Raw genomic sequence first — 21,520 nt, 5'->3', positions numbered from 1 at the left:
CTTATGCCTATCCCCCCAAGAGCACAAGGCAAAGCCTATGTGCGGTCGGAGATTTCTACGCCTACACGTAAATATTCAATTCCCATTCAACAGCTTATGTATGCTGAGCAGGCTAGTGGCTTGTCGCTGCTAATTGGGACAGTGGTCGCGTTGATTTGGGTTAATTCACCTTGGGCTCATGTTTATCATCAGCTTTGGGGGACGGTACTCACCATTGATCTGAATGTGCTTCAAATCTCGTTGGATGCCCACCATTGGGTTAATAAGGGCCTAATGGTTTTATTTTTTTTTCTTATGGGCTTGGAGATCAAACGAGAACTTGTGCATGGCCAACTCTCTATCTGGCGTCAAGCTGCTTTGCCTGCTATTGCCGCCGTGGGGGGAATGATTCTTCCCACCTTGATTTATTTGGCTTTCACTTGGAATAGCGAAGGAGCCACAGCGTGGGGTATTCCCATTGCAACCGACATTGCTTTTGCCTTGGGATTATTGGCGTTGCTGGGAAGCCGAATTCCGAGGGAACTCAAAATTTTTCTGCTTGCCTTTGCTGTTGCGGATGATATAGGAGGAGTTCTTGTTATTGCTCTCTTCTATACTAGGGAACTTTCCCTATGGGCGATAGGTGCGGCGTTAGTTCTGATTGTTTTCTGGTTGGGATTGCGGCGATTTGAGATACAAAATCGTGGTATTTACGTCCTCATCGCTATTTTACTTTGGCTTGCAGTGCTCAAATCGGGCATCCACCCAACCATTGTTGGAGTCATTATTGGCCTTCTCACGCCGGCGCACCGCTATTATCGATATGAAGAGTTTACTTACTATGCGGGGCGCCTTGTTGAAGAGGCTCGGGGTGCTATCCAGCAAGGTGAGCACGAACGAACGTCCATGTTACTCGGACAATTGGAAGAACTCACTCGATATACAGAAGAGTCAGTGGAGCGTTTGGAGCGACTGATACGCCCCTGGGTGAGCTACTGTGTACTGCCTATTTTTGCTCTTGCAAATGCGGGAATTGTGTTGTCAATAGAAGGAGTTGAAGCAGCGCTGGGAAGTCCGCTGGCCCTAGGTATTTTGGTTGCACTGATAGTCGGTAAGCCTATGGGTATTTTGGGGGGTAGCTGGCTAGCCGTTCGTTTAAAGTTGGCGGTTTTACCTCCCCAGGTGAGCTGGTCCCATATAACCGGAGTAGCACTGCTAGGGGGCATGGGTTTTACAGTGGCCTTGTTTATCACCAGCTTAGCGGTTGAAGCTGTTTCCTTGGTCAGCGAGGCGAGAGTGGGTATTTTTATAGCCTCTATCACGGCTGGCTTATTGGGCTATTTTTTTCTTCTCCTTTACGGGACTAGACCCCCTCTCCAGGAACAGGAACTTGATGACAAGCAAAAAAGGACTGTGTGGGCTATTATTTTGTCTCGTTTATGTGCGAGGAAGTGACTCGACCGTTACCGCGAAAGCTAAACGGTTCATCGACGGTTTTATCCTTGTTTTTTAGCGGCTGGGACGCTCAGCATTAATGCAAAACCGATGAGAAAAAAAATGACGATGGTACTCATGCCCATTCGTTGACTGCCCGATAGGTAAGTCCCCCAACCCACCAAGAGGGGGCCGAGAAAGGAAGTTACCTTACCGGAAAGAGCGAACAGCCCGAACATTTCATTCCGCAAGGATTCGGGAGCCGCACGTGCTAGATAAGATCGGCTGGCGGCCTGTGCCGGGCCCACAAATATCCCCAGCAGGAGTCCAAAGCTCCAAAAGGCAGTTGAAGTCTCTACGACCAAGACCATGGTTCCTAGTAGGATTAAGCCGGTAAGGGACAGCAAGATGGTCTGTTTGCTGCCAATCCAATCATCCACCCAGGCAAAAGCCGCAGCACCCAGGCCGGCTGTGATGTTTAGGGTAATTCCAAAGAGGAGGATTTCCTGCTCGTTCATATCGAAGGTTCCGGCAGCATAGACGCCACCAAAAGCAAATAGGGTCGCTAGGCCATCGATATAAAACATGCGTGCGATGAGAAAGCGTACAATATGGCTGTAATGGCGTACATGGCGAATGGAATCATAGAGTTGTCGCATTCCGTCCGGCACCGCCCGCCATAGGGATTTGCCAGTGCCCCGGGTGTCTGGGGTAATAAGAAATAGAGGGATGGCAAATAGCAAATACCACACAGAAACTAATGGAAAAGTAGCGCGGACGGGCTCAGCGGAAGCGGGATCCAACCCAAGCCAATGGTTGCCTCCCTGAATAAAAGCGAGAAGGGCAATGATCAGACAGACGACCCCGCCTGCATAACCAATACTCCAGCCCCAGCCGGACCATCGCCCCACATACTTTGGCCCGGCCAATCCAGGCAGCATGGCATTGTAAAAGATGAAGGCAAACTCAGAACCCAGCGTGCCTAAGCCGACGAGCAGCAGCGCCAACCAGACATAACTGGATGCAGGTTTGATAAGCCATAGAAGCGCCGTGGCCGTTACGCATAGCAGAGTGAAGAGGATAATCCAGGGTTTGCGGCGGCCCCCTTGGTCAGCCACGGCCCCTAAGATAGGTCCCCCGATGGCAATAATAAATCCAGCGATAGCTAGCATGTAGCCCCATTGGGCGCTACCGAGGGTCTCATTTTCTGCCACTTGCCGGGTAAAGTAGGCAGCGAACACAAACGTGGTAATCACGGCCGCAAAGGCGCTATTGGCCCAATCATATAAGGCCCAGGAGACCAGGCCAGCTTTAGAGACGGGGGTTGAACGGGCACATTGTTCCATTATTTTTTTTTTAAATTTTTGTCAATTCGAGACTAATTCTGGTTCGGTTTTTATCCAGGAAAAGCCTGTTTGCTTTCCAACTCTTCAAGGTGTTGCTTGCCATAGATAGAGAGCCATTTGAGCAGGTCTTCCCGCCGAATAAGCCCGCGGATCCTATCCCTTTCAACCACGGGCAGTTGATTTACATTGCGATGGGCCAAGGTGAAGAGGGCCTCTGCTGCATCTTTCTCCGGTGAGATTAAGGCGATTTCGCTCGCTGGCGTCATAATGTCACGAATAGTAGTGCTTGTCCAAACTTCCCGGCTAATCTTGCGGACGTCTGGAAGGCAGACCATACCGGCGAGACGGTTATTTTCCTCCACAGGAAAGGCGCGCTGATCGGTGCGCATCAGATGTTCGTCCACAAAAGTACTGACCTGCATCTCGGGGGTTACCTTGATAAAATCGGTTTGCATAATTTGAGATACTGGAACATCTTCTAGAACTTCCCGTACTAGCAATTGCCGGTAGCTGACAAGGGCAGCATTATTTAAGAACCAACCAATGAAGGCCAGCCACAACCCACCCACGAGACCGGTTCCAAAGAAAGGGACCTGAAAGCCCAACATCATGGCAAAGCCAGCGATAATGAGCATCCAAGCAAAGGCCTGTCCAGCCCCGGAAGCCCAACGGGTCGCCTGCCGAAGGTTGCCGGTGATTCCCCACATGATTGCCCGCAGGACCCGGCCCCCGTCTAAGGGAAATCCGGGGACTAAATTAAAAAGTCCTAGAATAATGTTGACTGGACCTAACCATAGCAACAATGTCGATAGGGGACTTAACGCTGCAAAAAGTTCCGCAGGATTTTCTGGTTCGACTTCCAGGGGGCCTGCAGTGAGTCCAGCTAGGAAGAGAAATATCAAACCTAGAAGGAGACTGGTAATGGGGCCGGCAATGGCCATCCAAAGTTCAGCGCGCCAGGCCCCAGGTTCTTTTTCCAGCTGTGCGATGCCGCCAAAGATAAAAAGGGTAATACGTTTGATTTCAACACCATAGGCGCGGCCTACGAGGGCATGGGAAAGTTCGTGGGTAAAAACTGAGGCGAGAAAAAGTATAGCTGCTGCAACAGCGGTCCCCCAGGTCACCCCTGGGGTCCAATCCGGATGCCAGCGGGGGAACACGCCCATAGCCAGGCTAAAGGTGAGCAACAAGAATATAATCGAGAGGCTCCAATCAAGATAAATATTAATTCCAGCAATGCGGCCAATGCGAATTCCACTGGGCATTTTAAACCTCCTTTCTGATAGTGGATGTGTTGGAAGGGCATAGTTACACTCCCCCTTCTCTGAAATGTTGAAGTGCTCCTTGTGATTTACTTTTTAAACCTTCTATTAATAGCTTAGTTCATTACCGACTTGCTGGGAGCGAGTCGGGACACCCGAAGGATGCCCTCAGGGGACGCGCGAGGGAAAGCGCGCATCAAGAAGGGAATATTTTCCTGCAAGTTGGAGGTATTCCTTAGCCCGGCGGGTCCATTTAGACTGCTGTCGGACCGCAGAGTCTTTTAGATGCCAGATGGCCAATTTGGCCCGGAGGGAGGCCCGGTAGCTCTTATAGAAGCGGATCAATTCTTCGGCAGGGTAGTCGTGGGTTACGTGTTGATAAGTATTAAAAACAATATCGCCCACAAAGCCGGCTCCGGCATGTTCGCATTCGATGGCCAAAAAACTGAGTTCGTCCACCGGGTCCAGAAGACGGAATTCCCGCTTGAATTCCAAGCAATCAATAAAGACTGGCTCGGGGGTGAGACAAATATGTTCTGGCCGGAGGTCGCCATGGGCCTCGATGATTTTTTTCTGATTAACCCGCTGGTCGAACAGCTCAGGAGCTTGTTCTAAAAGTTGGAGTTGCGCCTGGGTAATGGTCCTAACTTGATCCAAGGCTAGCTTGAAGTCGGGATGGGATAATGCCTCTTGGTTGGCTTTGATATCCCGTTTGAAGCGCTGCCGATATTGCCAGGGAGTGATGGGTATGGGGTCGGCATGGCGGTAGAAGTTCGCCAGTTTCTGGGTAAATCTGCGGATGTCCCTTTCTTGGACGGTCTGTTTTTGGAGTGCATTATCGAGCATACGATCTGCGGGCAGGCGACGCATCTGAACCAACCAGTCTACGGGAAAGCTGTCTTTTCCTAACTGTAGGTTTCCTTGGGCATCCACAGTAAGGGGGATAATGCCAAGATAGACATCACCAGCTAGGCGGCGGTTTAATCGAATTTCCTCTAGGCAGTCCCGATGGCGGGCAGCAACGGTGCTGAAATCGAGAAACTCGTAACAGACCGGTTTTTTGAGCTTATAGACCCGATGGGGAGTGATGAAGACCCAGGACATGTGGGTCTCCACCACCTCTACGCGGAGCGGCTGCTCCGGATAGTTTTCCGGTTGTCTTAAAAAGGCAACCTTGGCCTCAATATCCACGGTTAGGGCTCTCTCCCGGATGCTTTGATCAGACATAAAATAGTTGAAAATCGCCTAATTTTTAAAATAAAAGAAATAGGTCTTGCTTGATTAGAGGCCCGGTAGAGATTAATAGGGGGGCAGAAACAAGCACTATTTGAAGGTTTCGACCTCGGCTAACGCTGGCATCCTAGTCCCGTTCCAGCAGCTTTTTTAGCTCACTAAGAGGACGTGTGTTCAGCACATCTTCGGGCTCTAACCATCCTCGGCGCGCTTGGCCAATACCCAACCGCATATAATCCAAGTGGGTGATGCTGTGAGCATCGGTGGAGATAACGACTTTCAGCCCTAGGTCTTTTGCTGTCTTGCAGTGAATATCGGTGAGATCAAGGCGGGCAGGTTGGGCATTGACCTCTAAGAAACAACCGCGCTCCTTGGCTCCCATCATAATTCTTTCTAGATCAATGGGGTAAGGTTCGCGTTCATTGATAAGTCGGCCAGAAGGATGAGCCAGGATATTAAAATAAGGGTTATCCATAGCTCGCAGGATACGTTCTGTTTGTTTCTTACGGGATAAACCCAATGGGTAATGGATTGCACAGACCGTCAGGTCAAGTTCCTTGAGGATGGCATCGGGAAGATCAAGGGAGCCATCTTCCAGAATGTCTAACTCAATGGATTTTAATAGGACAATGCCGTCAAGTTTTTCATTGAGACGATCAACTTCTTTAATGTGGCGCGCGAGCTGCTTCTCATTCAAACCATGGGCTACAGAGACGCGCTTGGAGTGATCAGTAATGGCTAGGTACTCATAGCCGCGCTCGGCAGCAGCCTGGGCCATCTCTTCTAGACTGTTACTGCCATCCGTGGCTTTAGTATGACTATGGAGATCGCCACGAATATCCTCTAGGGTAATGAGCCGAGGCAAGGTGCCTTGTAATGCGGCCTCGATTTCTCCCCGATCCTCACGCAGCTCTGGTTCAATATAGGGAAGACCCACTTGCTCAAATATTTCTTGTTCGGTTTTTCCCCCCACCCGCTGCTCTCCTTTGAATACGCCATATTCGTTGATTTTTAGATTTTTTTTGATGCCTATCTGACGTACGGCGATGTTATGGGCCTGGGAGCCAGTGAAATAGTGCAGGGCGGCACCATAACTAACTTGAGGGACCAGCCGCAGGTCGACCTGGATTCCTGTGCGCAGGATGACGGTGGCCCGGGTCTCCCCCTGGGAAAGTACCTTTTTTATTTCCTCATAGTTTACAAAGCCTTCCATAACAGGAGAACCCTGCTTGCAGGTGATCAGGATATCCAGATCCCCCACTGTTTCTTTCCTGCGTCGGTAACTGCCGGCAACTTCAACATCCTTGCCCCCTTCAATGGTTGCGAGATAGGCAAGTAGCGGCTTGACAATGGACTCGGCTTGCAGCAAGGAGAAGCGCTTTTCACTGTTTTCAATGCGCTCGATCCCTGTTTTGATTAACTCTTCTGTTTTCTTGCCAAACCCTTCTAGCTCCCGGACCTTGCCCATCCGTACTACCCGTTTTAGATCCTCTAGGCTGTCGACCTGGAGCTCTCGATGCAGGGCAGCGATCCGCTTGGCGCCAAGGCCAGGGATAGCCATGAGCTTGCTGAGGGCCTCAGGGGTGCGCTGCTCGACCTCCTCTAGGAGGGGCAATCGGCCTGTGTCTGCAATGGTCTGAATCTTATCTGCCAGATCGGGGCCAATATGGGGCAGCTCAGTCAGATCCTTTCCTTCTTTAAGGAGGGTAGGAATGTTTTGAGAAAGTCCTCCTACGGTGCGGGCCCCATTGCGGTAAGCGCGCACCCGGAAGGGATTGGCGCCTTCGATTTCAAGCAGATCTGCTAATTTGTTAAAAATTTCAGCAATGTCAGTATTGGGTATGGCCATGAAAGCAGGTCTTGGTAGCAAGCTAAGAAGAGGCTTTTTATTGCTGGGGGAGTAGGGATATTACCGGTCTCCTCTTTTGAAGATAGCAGATCTCAAATTTGGTTACCTAATGGGTGTTGAGCCAAAAGAGTCTCCCCAGAGGACGACAGAGGAGGGCATGCCGGTATCCCCGGTTCAAGTAGAGATTACGGAAGAAGTGGATGACGCTACCAAGGAGCCTGCCACTGCTGAAGGGTTAACCACAAAAGAGGGTGCTCCGGTTTCTCCGATGCAGGTTGAGACCACTAAAGAAATAGAACCCAAGGAAGTAGAGCCCTGAGAGAGTGAGGAAAATTCAGATCAATCAGCACCGTATTTTCTTATAATTGGCTTTGAACTATCTTTTATAAATAAGTACCTCAGTGAAAGTTTTGAAGTATTCCTGGAGCGAGCCGGTGGCGTGGGGACAGGGAAGTCCCCGCACCGATTCGCCGGGAGCGAATCGGGACATCCGGAGGAGGCCCCTCAGGGGGCGCGCCAGGGAGGGCGCGCCTCATACCAATTTCATGTAATTTTGCACTGTATAGATCTAATGTAAACAAACACTTACAACCTTAATAAATTGCATTCTTTCTTAATAAATTGCATTCTTTTGTTAAATTGGTATCAAACCCTTTTTTCAGGGAGGAAAAACGGGGTTGCGGAATGCCACCGGCTCGCTCCTAAAATACCTCATATTTTATTCATAGGTACTTAAACAAACTCTTATGTTTGAATTTTTAGGAGAAGCATCAATGAAACCACATCTTGTTGCAGCGGGTGTTTTAGTTGCCCTAGTAGGGACCATTGCTCAGGCGGAAGAACGTGAGGACTTGGCTGGATCAGGTGGTACCCAAATGGAGGAACGCGACGGTCGCGGCGGCATGATGGGCGGCCAGAGAGAAGGCGGTGGTCGCGGCGGCATGATGGGCGGCCAGAGAGAAGGCGGTGGTCGCGGCGGCATGATGGGCGGCCAGAGAGAAGGCGGTGGTCGCGGCGGCATGATGGGCGGCCAGAGAGAAGGTGGTGGTCGTGGCGGTATGATGGGTGGCCAAGGTCAAAGTGAAAGTGAAAGCGGGGGTCATAGCGATTTACTAGAGAAAGAAAAAGACTAATCATACCCACCCCCACGTAGTCTCAAGTGGGCAGTAGTGTACTTTGAAGGTTAACTGGAGCCGGCAGGTCGCGCCGGCTCCTCCTCTTTTGGTATCCTGAAAAAAAGCCGACGGAGATACGAGGTTAGAGGGCGGCTAAGAGTTCCTGGCACGCCTTTTCACAGGCGCTGCAAGATGTGGCACACAGTTGACAATGTTTATGCTTTCCAGCATGGTTCTCGCACTCCTTCGCGCAAATATTGCAAGCGGCGACACAGGCTTCTAACTGCGGGCGCAACAGCCCATAGTCTGTTTCGGTTTGTCGGGCCACGACTTGTCCAGTCGTTTCGCAAATAGCAGCGCAATCAAGACATATCCGAATGCAGCGTTGGAGGTCGGCTACCTCTTGTTCAGCTAAACAGGCATCGGCACAAAGAGTGCAAGCCTCCGAGCAGGCGTAGCAAGCCTTAACGCAGGCGGTTACTTTCTCTATATTAGAAAGGGATCGAGGGTGAGCTTGCAAAAAATCATTAACATTCATTATTTCTCTCCTAGATAGGGCATAGAGTACTGAGCACCTATCCTAGTGAAGTGCTTAGAGGGGAGGGTTTACAATAAGGGTTATCCCTAATTTCCAGTACAAAGAAATTGTTGCGCTCGTCTTAATTCGTTATTTATATTGATTATCCAAGCTAAGATCTACTGAATCTCTATAGATTCGGGATTGTGAAAAGTGCGTGAGAGATGAGGTTTAAGGTAAAATTATACTCTTTAAGAGTGCTTCACTATGGAATCGTTTACTGTAGTAAAAGGTGTGGTGGTCCCCTTCAATCGGGCCAATGTCGATACCGATGCGATTATTCCAAAGCAATTTCTAAAGTCGATCAAACGCACTGGGTTTGGTCCCAACCTGTTCGATGAATGGCGTTATTTAGATCATGGAGAACCTGGAAAGGACTGTCGCAACCGGCCTATCAATCCGGAATTCGTCCTTAATCAGCCTCGTTATCAGGAAGCAAGTATTTTGCTTGCAAGAAATAATTTTGGTTGTGGATCAAGCCGGGAACATGCCGTCTGGGCATTGGTGGATTATGGCTTTCGAGTCGTGATTGCCCCAAGTTTTGCGGATATTTTCCATAACAATGCGTTTAAAAATGGTCTCCTGCCGATTACCCTAGATGAGGGGGTTGTGGATGATCTGTTTAATCAGGTCGAAGCCACCCCGGGTTACCGCCTACGAGTCGATTTACCCGCCCAGGAAGTGACCACCCCTGAAGGGAAGGTGATTTCCTTTGCTATTGATGAATTCCGCAAGCATTGTCTTATCGAAGGGTTGGACGAGATTGGTTTGACCTTGCAGTATGTGGATGAGATTCGTGCTTATGAAGAGCGGCGGCGGGTAGAAGCACCATGGTTATTTGAAGAGAAAAGATTTTAAATGAGAAAAAAAGTAGCCATTTTAGCTGGCGATGGGATTGGCCCCGAGATCACCGCCGAAGCGGTCAAAGTATTGACAGCACTGCAGGAGCACTGGGGACTAGATTGGGTTATGGAGTCGGGTCTGATCGGTGGTGCCGCCTATGACGCCACCGGGACCCCTCTGCCTGATGATACCCTTGCTCTGGCCCAGGATTCGGATGCGATCTTGCTGGGAGCGGTGGGGGGGCCAAAGTGGGAAACTTTAGATATCAGTATACGCCCTGAAAAGGGGTTACTCGGTATTCGTTCTGCGCTTCAGCTTTTTGCTAATCTGCGTCCCGCTATCCTTTATCCGCAGCTGGTTGGGGCCTCCACCCTTAAGCCGGAAGTGGTGTCAGGGTTGGATATAATGATAGTGCGGGAATTGACCGGTGGAATCTATTTTGGGCAACCCCGGGGGGTGCAACGCCTTGAAAATGGCGAGCGGGAGGGATTTAATACCTTGGTTTACAAAGAATCGGAAATCCGTCGCATTGCCCAGGTCGCCTTTACTATCGCTATGAAACGGGGGCGTCGGGTTTGCTCCGTAGACAAAGCCAATGTGCTTGAATCTACCGAGCTGTGGCGTGAGGTGGTGAATGAGGTGGCTAAAGAGTTCCCTGAGGTGGAGCTGAGCCATATGTATGTGGACAATGCTGCCATGCAGCTCGTTCGGGCCCCCAAACAATTTGATGTCCTGGTGACCACGAATATGTTTGGGGATATTCTGTCAGATTGCGCCGCAATGTTGACGGGATCAATTGGGATGTTGCCTTCCGCCTCCCTGGATCAGAGCGGGAAGGGAATGTATGAGCCCATCCACGGCTCCGCGCCGGATATCGCCGGTCAAGGGATCGCCAATCCCCTGGCGACTATTCTCTCTGTGGCGATGATGTTGCGCTATTCTCTCAATGAGTCCGCCCCTGCCACATGCCTCGAAAAGGCTGTGGGTACCGTGCTAGACCGCGGGTTGCGAACCCCCGATATTTATTCTCCAGGAATGAGCCAGGTGAGCACCGGGGCTATGGGGGATGCTGTCGTGGAAGCCTTAATTAACACGCCTGATTAATTTTAATGTGGAGTATTAACATTAACCTAAAAACGGAGTTTGTATGAGTAGAACATTTGATGTGGCAGTCGTCGGGGCAACTGGAGCTGTGGGACAGGCCATGATGGAGATCCTGGATCAGCGGGATTTTCCCATCCGTACGCTTTACCCTTTGGCGAGCGAGCGCTCTGCGGGTGAAGAGTTGTCATTTGGCCGGAAAAAAGTGGTCGTGGAGAATCTGGCTGACTTTGACTTTTCTAAGGTTCAGATTGGCTTGTTTTCTGCGGGTGCTAAAGTCTCAGCCGAGTATGCTCCTAAAGCTGCTGCTGCAGGTTGCGTTGTGGTGGATAACACCTCTCAGTTTCGCTATGACGACGAGATTCCCTTAGTGGTCCCCGAGGTTAATCCTCAGGCCATTGAAGGTTATAAGGACCATGGAATTATTGCCAATCCCAATTGTTCGACTATCCAAATGGTGGTGGCTCTAAAGCCTATTTATGATGCGGTGGGTATTGAACGCATTAATGTGGCCACCTACCAAGCGGTTTCTGGCACTGGCAAAGAAGCCATTGAGGAGTTGGCACAGCAAACTTCCGCATTACTGAATGGGCGCCCCATTTCGCCAAAAGCTTATCCCAAGCAAATAGCCTTTAATGTATTGCCCCACATCGACGCATTTCAGGACAACGGTTATACCCGGGAAGAGATGAAAATGATGTGGGAGACACAAAAAATCCTTGATAATAAGTCAATTTTGCTGAATCCAACTGCAGTGCGGGTACCCGTTTTTTATGGCCATTCCGAAGCCGTGCACTTGGAGACCCGGACCAAAATTACAGCGCCCGAGGTTAAATCTCTGTTGCAGAAAGCACCGGGTATTGTAGTTTTTGATGAGCACAAAAATGGAGGGTATCCCACTGCGGTCACCGAGGCTTCGGGCAAGGATCCTGTCTTTGTGGGACGCATTCGGGAAGATATTTCCCACCCCAGGGGTATAGACCTGTGGATTGTGGCCGATAACGTCCGCAAGGGCGCGGCGTTAAATAGCATCCAAATCGCGGAATTGCTAATTAAAGATTACCTATAACCCTTTGTAATAAAAACGCTTGGCCTAAGTCAATTAGGTCCTGATGCGATCGCCGCGCGGTTCTAGATCGGAGCTCTGGATTGTAGATGGGGAGCAAGTGAATGGTGCGGAAGACGATCGTCAGCGTATCGGTAGCGGGGTTGTTAGCGGCCTCTTCACCCTGGGAGGCTTATTCTCTGGGGTTAGGGGGAATCGAGCTGAAATCAGGGCTTAATCAGCGGTTTAGAGCAGAGATTGCGCTGCATGCGGTGCGGGATACATCCTTAGAGGATATTAATGTAAAACTGGCGTCCAGTGAAGATTTTTTTCGGGCAGGACTCGATCGTGCTTTGGTGCTGAGCACGCTCCGTTTTCGCCCGTTACGTAAAGAGACGGGGGATATTGTTGTTGAAGTGACTTCGCAGGGTCCTATTCGCGAGCCCTTTCTTAATTTCTTGCTCGCTGTGGCTTGGCCGCAGGGCCAGCTACTGCGGGAATACACCGTGCTCTTGGATCCTCCCTTCCTGCTAGAGCCAGGGCCTTCTATTGCCAGCTCCGCTGCCAGTGGCCAGACTCCAGAAGAGGCGGCTGTACCGCAGAAGGCAGCTCCCCCCCTAATGGCCCAGACCTCAGAGCCAAATGCTGAGCCCGTCAGAGCTTCTTCAACGGCTGAGGCGGGTTTTTCTACCTATGGGCCTACTCAGTCAGCTGAGACATTGTGGCCCATTGCGCAACAGGTGCGGCCCAGTTCCTCCCTTACCCCTCAACAGATGATGCTGGCCCTGCAGCGGGCTAACCCGGATGCTTTCCTGCAAAATAATATCAATGGCTTGAAAGTCGGTCAGGTGCTCAAAGTACCGATAGAGGAGGAAGTGCTAGAGTTCACCCCCGCAGAGGCAGTAAATCAAGTACAACAGCAAAATGAAGTCTGGGCAACGCTTTTGGAGAAAGAGGCAGCACTAGAAAGCGAGCTTCAAGCCTCCGAGGCAGCAGGTCCTAAAGAGAGGGATGCCCAGGGGAGTATGTCAGAGGGTGAAGTCAAGATTTTAGCTACCTCGGCATCTCCTTTTCAGCTCCAGGAGGGAGTGCCGAAGGCCCAAGAAGGCGGTGAGATTGCCCATTTGCAGACACAGTTGGCTTTAGCCCAGGAAACTCTTGAGACTCGGACCCAGGAAAACGAAGGGCTGCAAGTTCGTCTCCAGGAATTGGAAGCCCAGGTGAAAACCCTGCAGCAACTGTTAGCGGCGAAGGATGCTCAGCTAGCAGAGTTGGAGGAAACCCCAGAAGAGATGATCCAGGAAGCGCAAAGCTTAGCGGTACAAGGAGGGGAGCTTGAGTTGATTGATGCCTTGACCCTTTCGGCTGAGGAATTAGAGAATTCAGCCTCGCCTTCTTCTGGGGATGTAGCATCTCCCCCCTCTGGGGGAGAACTTCCCGAGACAGCGCCTGTTGTTTCTTCTGATTCTCTTGATTCTCTATCGGCCCGGGAAGTCGTAGCCAACCAAGCGCCTCAGGAGGCCAAGCTTGCCGGGGAAGTCCTTTCTGAGGAAAAGGAAAGCAAGCTCGAGGGTGTCTTCAGCACCTGGATGAATCTGAAAAATCTCCTTTTGCTCGGTGGCAGCAGCGTGCTGCTCTTGGCCTTAGCTGTTTTGCGCTTGCGCAAACGCAAAACCACTGAAGAGCCGACCCCTGCCATGGCTGGCCAAGAAATGGAGGAGGATGAGCCTGTCCAAGTCTTTGCTGAAAAAATGGAACAAGTATCTCCATTAGAGCAGGAAGCGGTCGATAGAGATGATGTCCCGGCTTCTCCAGCTTCGGCACCGATAGAGAATCACGAGGCTATGGCCGAGGCTGATGGGTACCTTGCTTCCGGGCGCCATCACAAGGCAGCAAAGGTGCTCAAGGAGGCTTTAATTGAGGAGCCCCATCGCCAGGATCTAAAGCTAAAACTGGCCGAAGTTTACCATGCGGCGGGTAATGGGAACGCCTTTGCCGCGTTAGTTGAGGAATGGGCCCCGAGCCAAGATAAAGACGATCCCCTGTGGGCTGATTTGATGGCAATGGGAAGGGATTTGAATCCTAGCCATCCTCTCTTTGCAAGCTCACCACAGGATAATGAAGAAAATTTAGAAATTACCTATCACGAGGTCTTGGAAATAACTTCCGATGAGGATTCATCTGAGAATTCATCGGACCTAAGCCCCTGGTCTCTTACCTCTGATGAAGATACGACAGCATTATTTTCTCCCTCTGAGGAAAAGACACCAGAGGTGCAGCTCTCTCAAGCCGGGGATGAGACATCTTACCTAGAGGATGTAGGCCTGGAATTTGATCTAGGAGGGATGACATTAGCCGAGCCTAATACCTTAGCCGATGGAACGGCGGATAGGTCTGTGGAAGCTGAGGGGGAAGAGGGCGGAATAGAGTTCACGCTTGAGGACTCTTTCTCCCCGCTTGGGATAGAAGAGAACTTAGGAGAGTCGCTGGAAGCCTTGTCCCCTAATTTCCCCGAATTTGAGTCCCCGGAAAACGCCCCTGAATCACTGGTGCAAGGAATCGACACTGGCGATAAGGAGTCCCCCTCCTTGGAAGCGGATGATTTTACCCCTGTAGCTCCCTTAGGGGATGACAGTCGGGAGGAGAGTGAGGAGTTTTCCCCCGGAAAGACGCTGATGGAGGATCTTGACGAGATGGAAATCAAGTTGGATTTGGCACGAGCCTATATGGACATGGGGGATGCTGACGGGGCTCGTAGTATCCTAGAAGAAGTTGTAGTCGCTGGCAATGAACAGCAGCGGAATACAGGCCAGGAACTACTTACTGAGCTCGCGAAAGCTTCTTAAACGAGTTTAAAACGGATAGGGAAGTCCCCACACTGATTTGCCGGGAGTAAATCGGTACATCCAGAGGGTACCCTCAGGGAGCGCGCCAGGGAGGGCGCGCATCAAACCCTTTTTCAGGGAGGAAAAACAGGCTTGCGGAACATCACCGACTCACTCCTAAAATACTTCATAATTCTCAATCTATCTTTCCATAAAGAATTTTTTACCCGGCGAGTTTTGATAACAAGGAGTATTGTTGTGGTCGCCATTCTCCTTGCTTGATATTAGACAATACCTGAAGCGAGAAGGTACTCTATGGAATTTCAGGCCTTGAGGGCTTTCCCTTCCCTATTTAAATTTGATGAGAATTGCGTTTGGTGTCGAGTATGAAGGATCCAACTTTTGCGGCTGGCAGTCGCAAAGGGGGGCGCCTACGGTTCAGGCCACCTTGGAAGAGGCTATTGCCAGAGTGGCCGATGAGCCGGTCACTGTCATCACAGCAGGACGCACCGATGCAGGGGTGCATGCCACGGCACAGGTCGTTCATTTTGATACCAAGGCTTCCCGTTTAGAGCATAACTGGATTTTTGGATGCAATGTAAACCTACCACCGGAGGTGGTGGTATTATGGGCCCAGCCTGTGGGTGAGACTTTTCATGCCCGGTTTTCGGCGGTAGCACGACACTATCGATATGTTATCCTTAATCGCAGGGTACGGTCGGCTATCGCGAATCGCCGCGTAACATGGTATTGTCATCCATTATCTGTCTCGAGGATGAGGGAAGCGGGTGCCTATCTGATTGGTGAGCATGACTTCTCCTCCTTTCGGGCCAAGGCTTGCCAGGCTAAGAGCCCAGTCAGGAACGTATACCGCCTGGAGGTGAGGCGGCAAGAGGATTTTATCGTGATCGATATCTCGGCCAATGCTTTTCTGCACCATATGGTGCGTAATATCGTTGGGGCGTTGATGGCCGTAGGGAGGGGGGAACAGCCGCCCCATTGGGTGGAGGAGGTTTTACAGGCCCGCTGCCGTGCTTTGGGAAGTGTCACTGCCCGGCCTGATGGTTTGTACTTGGTGGGCGTGGATTACCCCGATCATTTCAACCTTCCTAGGTTTTCACGTCCCATTACGGTTTGGTAACCTTTTAGATTTTGGTGGGGATGCGTACACGGGTAAAATTTTGTGGCATTACGCGTAGAGAGGATGCTATCCATGCCACTCGCTTAGGTGCGGATGCCATTGGCTTAGTTTTTTATCCCCACAGTCCACGGGCGGTTAGTCCACAGCAGGCTTGCCAAATTGTGCGGGAATTGCCACCTTTTGTGACGGTGGTCGGGTTGTTTGTGAACGCTGCTGCTGATTATCTTCACCAGGTATTAGCTAGGGTGCCGATCGATATCCTCCAGTTCCATGGGGAGGAGTCTCCTGAAGAATGCAGTCGTTATGGCCGGCCCTATGTGAAGGCCATTCGGATGGCGGAGGGAGTGGATCTCTTGGGGCTGGAGCGGGTCTATGGGAGTGCTGCAGCCTTGTTATTGGATACCTATCAGGTAGGGGTGGCCGGGGGGACGGGGCAGGTCTTTGATTGGAGCCGCGTTCCTGAGGGCCTTTCCAAGGGGATTATCTTAGCCGGGGGCTTAACTCCCGAAAATGTTGCCCAGGCGGTGATGAAGGTACGGCCCTATGCTGTGGATGTCAGTGGCGGAGTCGAACAAACTAAAGGCGTGAAAGATGCCGCCAAAATGGCGGCCTTTATGCGAGGTGTATACAGTGTCAATTGAAGCCCAGGCTTTAGCGGCCGGCAGAAATTATGACCAAATGCCTGATGAAAAAGGTCATTTTGGTCCCTATGGTGGTCGTTTTGTGGCAGAAACCTTGATGGGGCCCATTGAAGAGCTCCGTCAAGCCTATGAACGTTACCGTAATGATCCGGACTTTCAGGCTGAATTGGAAGCTGATCTCGCTCATTATGTGGGGCGGCCGACACCACTGTATTTTGCCAAGCGTTGGAGTGAGCAGTTGGGAGGTGCCCGCATCTTTCTGAAGCGAGAGGACCTTAATCATACCGGGGCCCACAAGATCAATAATACTGTGGGGCAGGCCCTATTGGCTCGGCGGATGGGAAAAACCCGCTTGATTGCTGAAACGGGAGCAGGACAACATGGAGTCGCTACGGCTACAGTAGCCGCCCGTTTTGGGTTGGAATGTGTGATCTATATGGGGGCCGAGGATATGGAACGGCAAGCCCCCAATGTTTACCGAATGCGCCTATTGGGGGCGGAGGTGGTGCCCGTGACCTCGGGCTCTCAGACCTTAAAGGATGCCCTCAATGAGGCCATGCGCGATTGGGTCACTCATGTGGATAACACCTTTTATGTTATTGGGACGGTGGCGGGTCCTCATCCCTACCCCGCTATGGTACGGGATTTTCAGACCATTATTGGGCGCGAGGCCCGAGCCCAAATTCTGGAGCAGACGGGGGCCCTTCCCCATGCTTTAGTCGCTTGCGTGGGGGGAGGTTCCAACGCGATTGGTTTATTCCATCCTTTTCTCAAAGATGAGCAGGTTGCCCTCTATGGGGTTGAGGCGGCAGGATTAGGATTGGAGACCGGCCAGCATGCTGCTCCCCTCTGTGCTGGCAAGCCGGGTGTTCTTCATGGTAATCGGACTTATCTGATGGAAGATAAGCATGGTCAGATTTTAGATACCCACTCCCTGTCGGCCGGCCTTGATTATCCCGGGGTAGGTCCCGAGCATGCGTGGTTAAGGGATGTGGGGCGGGCCACTTATGTGGCCATCGGAGACGAGGAAGCCTTGGCGGCATTCCGTGCCCTGACCCGAATTGAAGGTATTATTCCTGCTTTGGAGAGTTGCCATGCTTTGGCTTACGCCATGCAATTGGCGCCGACTCTGACCCAGGACCAGGGGATTATCGTGAACCTTTCAGGGCGAGGGGATAAGGATATCAATACAGTTGCCCGGATTGAGGGGATCTCACTGTGAGCCGGATTGCTGAGTGTTTTGCTGCTCTTCAAGAGCAGGGGAGAAAAGCGCTGATTCCTTATATTACTGCCGGTGATCCCAACCCCCAAGTCACGGTCCCTTTAATGCATGCCATGGTGACGGCTGGAGCTGATATCCTGGAACTAGGGGTTCCTTTTTCCGATCCGATGGCCGATGGCCCGGTGATTCAAAAGGCCTGTGAACGTGCTTTGGCTTCGGGGACCTCCTTGGAGGATGTCTTAGCCATGGTAGCTGAGTTTCGTCAAAGGGATCAGGATACTCCGGTGGTGCTGATGGGTTACCTTAATCCTATTGAAATCATGGGCTACCAAACTTTTGCCCAACAAGCGGCTGCCCAAGGAGTTGATGGGGTTCTGACGGTGGATATGCCACCGGAGGAGGCCGAACCGTTGGTTATGGCTTGTCAGGAGCAAGGACTAGACCGGATTTTTTTGTTGGCGCCCACTAGCTCCTCTGAGCGTATGAAACAAATTTGCGCTTTGGGCAGTGGCTTTGTCTACTACGTCTCTTTAAAAGGGGTGACGGGGGCCCTTACCCTGGATGTGGATGATGTGGGTCAGCACGTGGCTATGATCCGGCGCCATACTTCCTTGCCGGTAGGGGTGGGATTTGGCATTCGGGATGCTGAATCGGCGTCCAAAATAGCAACTATCGCCGATGCTGTGGTGGTGGGCAGTACCCTGGTTAAGCGTATTGAGCAACACCAGGACAAACCTGAGGCGATTCCAGAGGAAATTGGCGCCCTATTGCGGGCGATGCGTGAAGCTATTGATGCCATTGAGGGCGCTTAACCGAAAATTATGAGTTGGCTTGGCAAACTTCTTCCCTCCAAAATCCGCACCGAAGGGCCTAAACGTAAATCAGTACCGGAAGGTTTGTGGACTAAGTGCAACGCCTGTGATGCGATTCTGTACCGTGTGGAATTGGAACGTAACATGGATGTGTGTCCTAAGTGTGGTGCCCACAAACGAATTAGTGCTCGCCGGCGCTTAAATGTCTTCCTTGATGAAGGATATCGAAAAGAAATTGGTGCTAATTTGCAGCCGGTGGATACCCTCAAATTTAAGGACAGCAAGAAGTACAAGGACCGATTATCACAAACCCAAAAGGCCGTTCAGGAAAGCGATTCCCTGGTGGTTATGGAAGGACAGATCAGGGAGCTGCCGGTAGTGGCTGCTGCCTTTGAATTTAGTTTTATGGGGGGGTCTATGGGGTCCGTGGTGGGGGAGCGCTTTGTTCGGGGCGTAGAAGCCGCCATTGAGCAACGGATACCGATGGTGTGTTTTTCCGCCAGTGGAGGTGCCCGGATGCAGGAAGGCTTATTCTCACTCATGCAAATGAGCAAGACCAGTGCTGCTCTTGCTCGCCTAAGCAAGCAAGGCCTTCCTTTTATTTCGGTGCTTACCGATCCCACGATGGGGGGCGTGAGTGCTAGTCTGGCCATGTTGGGAGATATTAATATTGCCGAACCGGGTGCTTTGATTGGTTTTGCTGGCCCCCGTGTGATTGAGCAGACTGTGCACCAGAAATTGCCGGAGGGCTTTCAACGGAGCGAGTTTTTGTTAGAACACGGTGCCATTGACATGATTGTCGATCGACGTGACCTCCCGGATCGCATAGCTAGGATGCTGGCTATACTGACTCACCGACCCTCTATCTAGGGTCTGTTAACCTCATTTTTCGGCCAGCAAGATAGAAGGAGTGATGTGTAGTGAGCCTATATGAAAGAGTGATAACGCCGTTGGCCGGAAAAATGGCCCCGGCCCTGGGGGTTGCGGTTGAAAAAGCGCCACTCAGCGTTGTTCGTCGCTCATTGAGTGTTAACAGGCCCTAGAGTGGCCCGCTTCTCCCGACTTCCAGATTGGCTGGCGTGGCAGGAAAGTGCCCACTGGCCCCGGATTGATCCCGGCCTAATACGAGCCAGTACCGTGCTCCGACGCATGGCACTCCACCAGCCGTCTTTCCCGGTAGTGACTGTGGCGGGCACTAATGGGAAGGGATCTACGGTGGCGATGCTAGAAGCCATCCTGTTAGCAGCCGGTTACCGGGTTGGGAGCTATACTTCCCCCCACCTATTGCGCTATAACGAGCGGATTAAAGTGCAGGGGGAAGCGGTGGAGGATGAGACCATTTGCCAGTCCTTTGCCCGCATCGATACCGCTCGCCAAGAGGTTTCCCTGACTTATTTTGAATTTGGCACTTTAGCAGCTATCGATATTTTTCATCAGAGGGAATTGGATATAGTCCTGTTAGAGGTTGGCTTGGGAGGGCGCCTGGATGCGGTGAATGCCTTGGATGCGGATGTGGCCGCCATTACCACGGTGGATATGGATCATGTCCACCTACTGGGGCATAATCGCGAGGCTATCGGATTTGAAAAAGCGGGTATTTTTCGCCCCCGTCGTCCTGCCGTTTGTGGTGATTTGGATCCTCCTGCAAGTGTCTCAGCCCATGCCAGGCGATTATCAACCCCACTTTATCAAATAGGCCGCGATTTTCATTACCAAATGAGCGATGGGAAGTGGCTCTGGCAAAGTAATGGGAGCCATTACGCGGATTTGCCTTGCCCAAGCCTTAAGGGAGTTTACCAGCATCAGAATGCGGCCACTGCGTTGATGGTGTTGAAGCTTTTAGGGGAGCGGCTGCCTGTTTCAGAGGCTGCGATCCGAGGCGGTTTGCATGCGGTTTGTCTGCCGGGGCGTTTCCAGTGCCTCCAAGGTCCGGTGGAACGGATTTTTGATGTGGCCCATAATCCCCAGGGAGCCCGCTGGTTGGCTCATTCTCTAGCCCAAAGGGCTAGCGATGGGCGGACCTATGGGGTCATAGGGATGCTGGCAGACAAGGATGTGGCAGGCGTGGTGGGCAGTTTGGAGGATGCCCTCGATGTTTGGTTCGTGGGCGGGCTTGAAGGTGAGCGGGGGCTATCGGGCAAGGCTTTGGCCGAGCAAATGGGCAATGTGACCCCCTTTGCCATTCATATTCATCAAACTGTAGCTGAGGCTTACCAGGCTGCTTTAGCGGTCGCCCAGCCAGGTGATCGGGTGCTCGTCTTGGGTTCCTTCCACACGGTGGAGGCGGTGATGCGGTTAGAGGGATTGGATTCTTCTTCTGATTCTGAGCTTTGCATCGACGCCTCAGCTTGAGGGAGCGCTTGTTAAGAAGGGGCTAACAGTTTTGTAAACTTTAAGTCCCACACTGGGTGTCCTTGCCGTTGGCCTCGGCGTTCAAATTTGGTTGAGGGTCTTTCGCCAGGACCCTGGGCAAAGCGGCCTTCACCGGCTAGGTTGCCAAAGCCAGGATGTTGGCTTAATACCCTCATCATCTGATCGGCATAATTTTGCCAATCAGTGGCGAGATGAATCCAGCCATTGGGCTTAAGCTTATGCCATAGGAGGTCCACAAATGGGGGTTGAATCAATCTTCGTTTGTGATGTCGCTTTTTGGGCCAGGGATCGGGAAAGAAGATCTGGACTCCCTGCAAAGATTGTTCTGGAAGGTGGTGTTGCAGGACTTTCCAGGCATCGTCACCAATAACCCGAATATTTTCCAACCCCTCTGCTTCAAGGCATAACAGCAGATGACCTACCCCTGGGCGATGGACCTCAATGCCTAGAAAATCCTTCTCGGGAGCGAGGCGGGCCTGCTGGATAAGGGAGTCCCCATTACCAAACCCGATTTCCAGAATTCGCTCTGCGTTCCGGTTGAAGATTGCTTCTAGCTCTAAGGGTTCCGTTCCCAGATCTATTCCATAATGAGGCCACAATTGCGCCAAGGCCTTTTTTTGAGCCGGGGTGATACGGCCTTCCCGGCGCACAAAGCTCTGTATTGAACGGCATTGAGAAATGTCCTCTGGCTGGGTTTTTGCTGAAGTAGGCATAACATTCAG

General features: G+C 51.6%; 19 protein-coding genes. 13 read left to right on the top strand and 6 right to left on the bottom strand.

Annotation, left to right across the window (positions count from 1 at the left end; genetic code table 11):
- Window positions 1-3 precede the first annotated feature (3 nt).
- Window positions 4-1,434 carry a Na+/H+ antiporter NhaA gene (nhaA, locus tag E3U44_RS13925; protein ID WP_134358743.1) on the top strand — a complete coding sequence of 477 codons (1,431 nt, stop codon included), beginning with the start codon at window positions 4-6 and terminating at the stop codon, window positions 1,432-1,434.
- Between the two features lie 41 nt (window positions 1,435-1,475).
- On the opposite strand, the gene E3U44_RS13920 is transcribed toward nhaA, so the two are convergent.
- From E3U44_RS13920 to polX, 4 genes are all read right to left on the bottom strand, one after another.
- A complete protein-coding gene (locus E3U44_RS13920) occupies window positions 1,476-2,759 on the bottom strand; it encodes an MFS transporter (protein WP_134358742.1) in 1,284 nt (427 codons plus the stop codon).
- A 50-nt stretch (window positions 2,760-2,809) separates the two neighbouring features.
- Entirely contained in the window at window positions 2,810-4,024 is a 1,215-nt protein-coding gene (locus E3U44_RS13915) for a site-2 protease family protein (RefSeq protein WP_134358741.1), read from the bottom strand.
- 165 nt (window positions 4,025-4,189) lie between these two features.
- Complete coding sequence (locus tag E3U44_RS13910; protein WP_134358740.1) at window positions 4,190-5,248, bottom strand: hypothetical protein; 1,059 nt, start codon at window positions 5,246-5,248, stop codon at window positions 4,190-4,192.
- Window positions 5,249-5,381: 133 nt separating this feature from the next.
- Window positions 5,382-7,103 carry a DNA polymerase/3'-5' exonuclease PolX gene (gene polX, locus E3U44_RS13905; RefSeq protein ID WP_134358739.1) on the bottom strand — a complete coding sequence of 574 codons (1,722 nt, stop codon included), beginning with the start codon at window positions 7,101-7,103 and terminating at the stop codon, window positions 5,382-5,384.
- A 157-nt stretch (window positions 7,104-7,260) separates the two neighbouring features.
- On the opposite strand from polX, the gene E3U44_RS19375 reads away from it, so the two are divergent.
- Both E3U44_RS19375 and E3U44_RS13900 read left to right on the top strand, forming a co-directional pair.
- Window positions 7,261-7,422 carry a hypothetical protein gene (locus E3U44_RS19375; protein WP_166805088.1) on the top strand — a complete coding sequence of 54 codons (162 nt, stop codon included), beginning with the start codon at window positions 7,261-7,263 and terminating at the stop codon, window positions 7,420-7,422.
- A gap of 454 nt (window positions 7,423-7,876) precedes the next feature.
- Window positions 7,877-8,236 carry a hypothetical protein gene (locus E3U44_RS13900; protein ID WP_134358738.1) on the top strand — a complete coding sequence of 120 codons (360 nt, stop codon included), beginning with the start codon at window positions 7,877-7,879 and terminating at the stop codon, window positions 8,234-8,236.
- A 124-nt stretch (window positions 8,237-8,360) separates the two neighbouring features.
- Here the strand turns inward: E3U44_RS13900 and E3U44_RS13895 are convergent, their stop codons facing one another.
- A complete protein-coding gene (locus E3U44_RS13895) occupies window positions 8,361-8,756 on the bottom strand; it encodes a four-helix bundle copper-binding protein (protein ID WP_134358737.1) in 396 nt (131 codons plus the stop codon).
- A gap of 246 nt (window positions 8,757-9,002) precedes the next feature.
- Here E3U44_RS13895 and leuD point away from each other — a divergent pair, with 246 nt between their 5' ends.
- The 10 genes from leuD (at window position 9,003) to folC (ending at window position 20,777) form a co-directional block, all read left to right on the top strand.
- Entirely contained in the window at window positions 9,003-9,653 is a 651-nt protein-coding gene (gene leuD / locus E3U44_RS13890; RefSeq protein ID WP_134358736.1) for a 3-isopropylmalate dehydratase small subunit, read from the top strand.
- Window positions 9,654-10,742 (top strand): 3-isopropylmalate dehydrogenase, encoded by a 1,089-nt coding sequence (gene leuB / locus E3U44_RS13885; protein WP_134358735.1) that lies wholly within the window; start codon window positions 9,654-9,656, stop codon window positions 10,740-10,742.
- 43 nt (window positions 10,743-10,785) lie between these two features.
- The gene (locus E3U44_RS13880) at window positions 10,786-11,808 is read left to right on the top strand and encodes an aspartate-semialdehyde dehydrogenase (protein ID WP_134358734.1); all 1,023 of its coding nucleotides are present in this window, start codon (window positions 10,786-10,788) and stop codon (window positions 11,806-11,808) included.
- A gap of 101 nt (window positions 11,809-11,909) precedes the next feature.
- The gene (locus E3U44_RS13875) at window positions 11,910-14,630 is read left to right on the top strand and encodes a FimV/HubP family polar landmark protein (RefSeq protein ID WP_134358733.1); all 2,721 of its coding nucleotides are present in this window, start codon (window positions 11,910-11,912) and stop codon (window positions 14,628-14,630) included.
- Between the two features lie 340 nt (window positions 14,631-14,970).
- Window positions 14,971-15,750 carry a tRNA pseudouridine(38-40) synthase TruA gene (gene truA / locus E3U44_RS13870; protein WP_134358732.1) on the top strand — a complete coding sequence of 260 codons (780 nt, stop codon included), beginning with the start codon at window positions 14,971-14,973 and terminating at the stop codon, window positions 15,748-15,750.
- 20 nt (window positions 15,751-15,770) lie between these two features.
- On the top strand, window positions 15,771-16,391 hold the full coding sequence (locus tag E3U44_RS13865) for a phosphoribosylanthranilate isomerase (RefSeq protein ID WP_134358731.1): 621 nt from the start codon (window positions 15,771-15,773) through the stop codon (window positions 16,389-16,391).
- A 37-nt stretch (window positions 16,392-16,428) separates the two neighbouring features.
- Window positions 16,429-17,613, top strand: coding sequence for a tryptophan synthase subunit beta (trpB, locus tag E3U44_RS13860; protein ID WP_166805167.1), 1,185 nt, complete (start codon window positions 16,429-16,431; stop codon window positions 17,611-17,613).
- On the top strand, window positions 17,610-18,425 hold the full coding sequence (gene trpA, locus E3U44_RS13855) for a tryptophan synthase subunit alpha (protein WP_134358729.1): 816 nt from the start codon (window positions 17,610-17,612) through the stop codon (window positions 18,423-18,425). Before trpB ends, trpA begins: the two co-directional genes overlap by 4 nt.
- Before the next feature lie 9 nt (window positions 18,426-18,434).
- Window positions 18,435-19,295, top strand: a complete 861-nt coding sequence (gene accD, locus E3U44_RS13850; RefSeq protein WP_134358728.1) for an acetyl-CoA carboxylase, carboxyltransferase subunit beta — start codon at window positions 18,435-18,437, stop codon at window positions 19,293-19,295.
- Window positions 19,296-19,469: 174 nt separating this feature from the next.
- Window positions 19,470-20,777 (top strand): bifunctional tetrahydrofolate synthase/dihydrofolate synthase, encoded by a 1,308-nt coding sequence (gene folC / locus E3U44_RS13845; RefSeq protein WP_134358727.1) that lies wholly within the window; start codon window positions 19,470-19,472, stop codon window positions 20,775-20,777.
- Window positions 20,778-20,788: 11 nt separating this feature from the next.
- Here the strand turns inward: folC and trmB are convergent, their stop codons facing one another.
- Window positions 20,789-21,511: a tRNA (guanosine(46)-N7)-methyltransferase TrmB gene (gene trmB, locus E3U44_RS13840; RefSeq protein WP_134358726.1), complete on the bottom strand. Its 723-nt coding sequence runs from the start codon at window positions 21,509-21,511 to the stop codon at window positions 20,789-20,791.
- Between the last annotated feature and the right edge of the window lie 9 nt (window positions 21,512-21,520).

Source organism: Nitrosococcus wardiae (assembly GCF_004421105.1).
GTDB classification, from domain to species: Bacteria; Pseudomonadota; Gammaproteobacteria; order Nitrosococcales; family Nitrosococcaceae; genus Nitrosococcus; species Nitrosococcus wardiae.
The sequence above is the reverse complement of the archived record's forward strand: the minus strand, read 5'-3'. Positions and strand labels throughout refer to the sequence as shown.

Coding starts and splice junctions, on each gene's coding strand:
- nhaA (WP_134358743.1), top strand. CDS start 4: ATGCCTATCCCCCCAAGAGCACAAGGCAAAGCCTATGTGCGGTCGGAG.
- E3U44_RS13920 (WP_134358742.1), bottom strand. CDS start 2,759: ATGGAACAATGTGCCCGTTCAACCCCCGTCTCTAAAGCTGGCCTGGTC.
- E3U44_RS13915 (WP_134358741.1), bottom strand. CDS start 4,024: ATGCCCAGTGGAATTCGCATTGGCCGCATTGCTGGAATTAATATTTAT.
- E3U44_RS13910 (WP_134358740.1), bottom strand. CDS start 5,248: ATGTCTGATCAAAGCATCCGGGAGAGAGCCCTAACCGTGGATATTGAG.
- polX (WP_134358739.1), bottom strand. CDS start 7,103: ATGGCCATACCCAATACTGACATTGCTGAAATTTTTAACAAATTAGCA.
- E3U44_RS19375 (WP_166805088.1), top strand. CDS start 7,261: ATGCCGGTATCCCCGGTTCAAGTAGAGATTACGGAAGAAGTGGATGAC.
- E3U44_RS13900 (WP_134358738.1), top strand. CDS start 7,877: ATGAAACCACATCTTGTTGCAGCGGGTGTTTTAGTTGCCCTAGTAGGG.
- E3U44_RS13895 (WP_134358737.1), bottom strand. CDS start 8,756: ATGAATGTTAATGATTTTTTGCAAGCTCACCCTCGATCCCTTTCTAAT.
- leuD (WP_134358736.1), top strand. CDS start 9,003: ATGGAATCGTTTACTGTAGTAAAAGGTGTGGTGGTCCCCTTCAATCGG.
- leuB (WP_134358735.1), top strand. CDS start 9,654: ATGAGAAAAAAAGTAGCCATTTTAGCTGGCGATGGGATTGGCCCCGAG.
- E3U44_RS13880 (WP_134358734.1), top strand. CDS start 10,786: ATGAGTAGAACATTTGATGTGGCAGTCGTCGGGGCAACTGGAGCTGTG.
- E3U44_RS13875 (WP_134358733.1), top strand. CDS start 11,910: ATGGTGCGGAAGACGATCGTCAGCGTATCGGTAGCGGGGTTGTTAGCG.
- truA (WP_134358732.1), top strand. CDS start 14,971: ATGAGAATTGCGTTTGGTGTCGAGTATGAAGGATCCAACTTTTGCGGC.
- E3U44_RS13865 (WP_134358731.1), top strand. CDS start 15,771: ATGCGTACACGGGTAAAATTTTGTGGCATTACGCGTAGAGAGGATGCT.
- trpB (WP_166805167.1), top strand. CDS start 16,429: ATGCCTGATGAAAAAGGTCATTTTGGTCCCTATGGTGGTCGTTTTGTG.
- accD (WP_134358728.1), top strand. CDS start 18,435: ATGAGTTGGCTTGGCAAACTTCTTCCCTCCAAAATCCGCACCGAAGGG.
- trmB (WP_134358726.1), bottom strand. CDS start 21,511: ATGCCTACTTCAGCAAAAACCCAGCCAGAGGACATTTCTCAATGCCGT.